This window comes from Candidatus Thiosymbion oneisti, from assembly GCF_900092655.1.
GTDB lineage: Bacteria > Pseudomonadota > Gammaproteobacteria > Chromatiales > Chromatiaceae > Thiosymbion > Thiosymbion oneisti.
This window is the reverse complement of sequence record NZ_FLUY01000101.1, coordinates 1-4,367: the sequence shown is the minus strand read 5'-3', so window position 1 is coordinate 4,367 and position 4,367 is coordinate 1. Positions and strand designations below refer to the sequence as shown.

The 4,367-nt window shown below is 63.7% G+C and carries 4 protein-coding genes and 1 pseudogene; 3 read left to right on the top strand and 2 right to left on the bottom strand.

Features of this window, described 5'->3' with window-relative positions:
• Positions 1-161 precede the first annotated feature (161 nt).
• Together nifA and nifL are read right to left on the bottom strand one after the other, a co-directional pair.
• On the bottom strand, positions 162-1,736 hold the full coding sequence (gene nifA, locus BQ17_RS01095) for a nif-specific transcriptional activator NifA (protein WP_089723917.1): 1,575 nt from the start codon (positions 1,734-1,736) through the stop codon (positions 162-164).
• Between the two features lie 16 nt (positions 1,737-1,752).
• Positions 1,753-3,030, bottom strand: coding sequence for a nitrogen fixation negative regulator NifL (gene nifL / locus BQ17_RS01090; RefSeq protein WP_256091432.1), 1,278 nt, complete (start codon positions 3,028-3,030; stop codon positions 1,753-1,755).
• A 223-nt stretch (positions 3,031-3,253) separates the two neighbouring features.
• Here nifL and BQ17_RS01085 point away from each other — a divergent pair, with 223 nt between their 5' ends.
• The 3 genes and pseudogenes from BQ17_RS01085 to BQ17_RS22235 all read left to right on the top strand — a co-directional run.
• The gene (locus BQ17_RS01085) at positions 3,254-3,511 is read left to right on the top strand and encodes an AbrB/MazE/SpoVT family DNA-binding domain-containing protein (protein ID WP_089723915.1); all 258 of its coding nucleotides are present in this window, start codon (positions 3,254-3,256) and stop codon (positions 3,509-3,511) included.
• The gene (locus BQ17_RS01080; protein WP_089723914.1) at positions 3,511-3,843 is read left to right on the top strand and encodes a type II toxin-antitoxin system PemK/MazF family toxin; all 333 of its coding nucleotides are present in this window, start codon (positions 3,511-3,513) and stop codon (positions 3,841-3,843) included. The genes BQ17_RS01085 and BQ17_RS01080 overlap by 1 nt, the downstream gene beginning before the upstream one ends.
• A gap of 269 nt (positions 3,844-4,112) precedes the next feature.
• A pseudogene (locus BQ17_RS22235) lies at positions 4,113-4,367 on the top strand (hypothetical protein); the annotation flags it as partial.

Here is a 4,367-nt window from a genome sequence, read left to right as displayed (position 1 = left end):
GCTCCAGCGTGGGAACGAGCGTGAAATTTGCAGATTTTATTCCCTAAAATCAGTATCTTAATTTTTAGACAGCCTCTAAGGAGTAGGTATGCAAAATATCGAAGTTAACAAAGCGCTCAACGCTTGGCCACCGATGGCCGGAATGATTTACGTGCCGCTTCTTAGAACTGCCGCACTTTGATATTCAAGGTCCGGATGCGATAGGCGATCTGCCGCGGGGTCATGCCGAGTAGCCGGGCGGCCTTGGCCTGGACCCAGCCGGCCGCTTCCAAGGCGGCGATGACCCGTTCGCGCTCATCGAGGTTCGAGTCGTCTGGATTGACCGTCGGGGCGGGGGCGGCGGGCGGCGCTTGGTCATGATCCGCCACACCTGTGTCGAGTCCGGCCAGACTGATCACCTCCCGGTCGATCACGCCCTGTTCGCTCATAACCGCAGAGCGTTCCAGACAGTTCTCCAGCTCCCGCACATTGCCCGGCCAGTCGTGGCGGATCAGGACCCGCAGGGCGCTGTCGGTGATTCTGAGCCCCCGACCTTGCGCCTTACCGATCTTGGCGATCAGAAAGCGCGCCAGCTCCGGCACGTCCTCGCTGCGCTCCCGCAAGGCGGGCATATAGATGGGCATGACATTGAGCCGGTAGTACAGATCCTCCCGGAACTCTCCGGCCTTGACCCCGGACTCCAGGTCCCGATTGGTGGCGGCGATGATGCGAACATCGACCTTCAGGGTGCGGGTACCGCCGACCCGCTCGAATTCGCCTTCCTGGAGCACGCGCAGCAGCTTGACCTGAAAGACCCGGCTGATCTCACCGATCTCGTCGAGGAACAGGGTGCCGCCGGCGGCCTGTTCGAAGCGCCCCTTGCGTTGGGTACTCGCGCCGGTGAAGGCCCCCTTTTCGTGTCCGAACAGCTCGGACTCCAACAGATTGTCCGGTAAGGCGGCGCAGTTGAGCTTGACGAAGGCGTTGCGCGCCCGCGGGGAGTTGTAGTGGATGGCGTTGGCGATCAGCTCCTTGCCGGTACCCGAGTCGCCGCGGATGAGAACCGTGGTATTCCATTTGGCCACCTGCCGCACCTGGTCGAAGACCAGCTGCATGCCTTGGGAGTGGCCGATAATACCGGCGAACCCATGCTCCCCCCGCACCTGCCGCCGTAGTGTGTCACGCTCATCCTGCAATACCCGGCGCTCCGCATCGACCATGTGAGACAGACGCACCGCCTGACCGATCAGGTTGGCGACCATCTCCAGAAACCGGGCGTGCTGATCCAGCAGACCGTCCACCATGGGTGGTTGGGCCGCGAAGACGCCCACGGCTCCCTCCGTACCGATGCGGATCGGTACCCCGATGAAGGGCAGCTGCGGATCGTAGACGCCGAGCTTGTTGAGGAAACGAGGCTCGTCGGCGACCCGGGAGACGATCCAGGGCCGATTGCGTTCGAGAATACTTCCAATCACTCCCTCGCCTGACTGGTAGCGGACCGCCGCGAAGGGGGCGGCATCTCCCGCGTGGAGGGCACTGACCATCAGCTCGCCGGTATCCTGGTCCACCAGACTGACCATGCCCTTACGCATGCGCCCCCGTCGATGTAGGACCTCCAGCACCGCCCGCAGCGTTTGACTCAGATCGAGTGAACGGCTCAGCACCGAGCTCACCTCGAACAAGGTGGCGAGCTGGGCCTCGAACAGCTCCTGGCGATGTCCGACCTCGCCGCCGCGCCTGTCATTTTTTGCCGTCATAGCCGGCTGCGGGGACTCATTCGTCCACCGGGACCGCGGTCAGGGAAAGCCGGACCCGGCAACCCGCGGCGAGCCCCGAGTCGATTTCGATGCAGCCGCCGTGCTGATTGACGATCTCCTGGGCCAAGGTAAGTCCCACCCCCGCGCGGCCACGGCGGTTACGCCAACCGATGAAGAAGGGCTCGAATACCCGCAGGCGCAGGTCTTGCGCGATGCCCGGACCATTGTCTTGAATCGTCACCTCCACGCCGGTGGCGAGCGCCCGGGTCATCAGACGCAGCACCCGGTGTGTCTTGCCGGTCTCGTTCAGCGCCAAAATGGCGTTGTCGATCAGGTGCTTAAACAGGGATCTGAGCTGATTCTGGTGTCCTGTGAGCCGGGGCAATACCGGGGTCGGCTGCCATTCCACGACGATGCCGGTGGCCAGCAGGCGATCCGTCTCGATCTCCAGCACTTGACGCAACAGCTCATTGACATTGACCGGGGTCCCGGCCTCCTTGGGCTCCTCGGGCAAGGCCGCCTGCAAGGTCGCCTTGGCCCGGTGCCCGGAGGCGCTGATCTGGGCCAGCATGGCGGCGAGGGTCGCCGGCTCGCCCTTGCCCCGCTCCAGCATGCCGATCGCGGCCTGGATGACATTCAGCGGGCCCTGCATCTGGTAGCAGGCCGCCGACAGCGCCTCCCGCATCCCGTCCATCATCTGTTGCTCCGCCAGACGTGCGCGCAGGTTCTCGAGGTGCGCCCGCTCGACCTCGCGGCGCCGGATAGTAATGTCGTTGGCAAGCAGGAGCAGGTGCCGTCCGCCGCTCCGGTGGCGACTGAAATCGCCATGCACACCTGCGTCCGTCTCGCCGGTCAGGGTACCGGAGCAGGCAAACCAGCGGGGGCCACCGCCGGGGAGCTCGAGGTTGACCTCCACGTCCTTGAAGCTGCGCCCCGCTCGCAGTGCCTCCAGGGGATCGAAGCCCGCTTGCTCCCGGAGTGCCTGACGCAGGACCGCGATGGGCTCCTGTCCGTGCAGAGCATCCAGCAGTTGCCGGTACTCGTGGTTATCGAGACACACCTGGCCGGATTCGTCGAGGGACACCACGAGCACCGGCACCGCCTCGAGCACTGTCTCGAAGCAGATTCTCGGCGGTAAGGACGCGGCCGGGTCGCCGGCCGTCGCCTGCAAACGCTCGATGACCTCGTGCGGGGTCCCGGCCGGCGGGTCCGCCAAAAACCGGCCCACGGCATCTGCGGCGCTGGATGGGCCATGATCGGATAGGCTGCGATCGGAAAGGCTTCGAGTGGCCACGCGCGGTCCTCCTGGTGCACCTGTAGAGAAAGCTGCAAGATCCGTTCCGCTTCGTCGCCCCTGTGATTCGAACCGGCACTCGGACCCGCACCTGCTCGCGGGACATCGACCGGGAGGCTCCCGGTTACCTTGTCGCAACGGATGTTTTCCAACCGGCTTGGACTTGCGGTTCAAGCGAATCTAAGATTATATTTTAATATAACTTAGACGATGGAGGTACAACATGTACACAACCAGTCTACGAAAGGTCGGCGGCTCGGTGATGCTGGCCGTCCCACCGGCCATCCTCGACCTGCTGCACTTGCAGGCCGGTGCCACGGTCGGTCTGGCCATCGATCAGGGCCGCCTGGTGGTCGAACCGACGCCGCGACCGCGTTACCGCCTGGATGAACTACTGGCCCAGTGCGACGCCGCGGCCGAAATCAGTGCGGAAGATCGTATCTGGTTCGATGGCAAACCGGTCGGAAGCGAGTTGTTGTAATGGAGCGTGGCGATATCTTTCTGGTCTCCCTGGACCCGACCTCGGGCCATGAACAACGAGGAACGCGGCCAGTCCTGGTGGTGTCTCCGGCAGCCTTTAACCGACTGACGAAAACGCCGGTGGTATTGCCGATCACCCGTGGCGGCAACTTCGCCCACACGGCCGGCTTCGCCGTGTCACTGGTGGGGGCGGGAACCGACACCACGGGCGTTGTGCGGTGTGATCAACCCCGCGCCATCGACTTGGGCTCGTGCAACGCCCGTAAACTGGAACGGGTGCCGCCGGCGGTCATGGATGAAGTGCTGGCGAAGCTCACCGTGATTTTCGAGTGAGATTCGCCATAAAGCAAAGGATAAGGACTGCGACGACCATTCGCGTCGAACGCTTCCATTCCTCTCCGTCGCACTTGTGATCCGAACTACCGTGTGGGTCCAGGTGTCCCCTGGGTCGAACATCGACCGGGGCATCCCCGCCGTTATGTCGCATTTGCGACAAGCCCCGTAGAACAGAAAGCGCTCGCGGCGGGATGCGCTACGCTTCCCCGCCCTACCCTTTTGCGACACCCTAGCTGCGGGAGACCACAAATCACGCGAGGCTCTTTATGACAGCCAACGATCATCGAAGCGTTCCCCCGGACGTTTTGGAGTGCGGCGGCCACTTCACCCCGCTGCTTACCGGAACCGACAGTGCGAGGCATAAGCCGGGGATCGGTCAAGTGGCACCATCCTGCCGCCGCTTTGGATTGGACCACGCATCCGTCCCCAGCAAAGGTGTTGCGACCAGGGGAAAGCGCCGTCGCCGCGGCGCGGGAGGAACCGAAGGGCCCGGATTCCCGGCCAACGCCGCTGGTATCCCC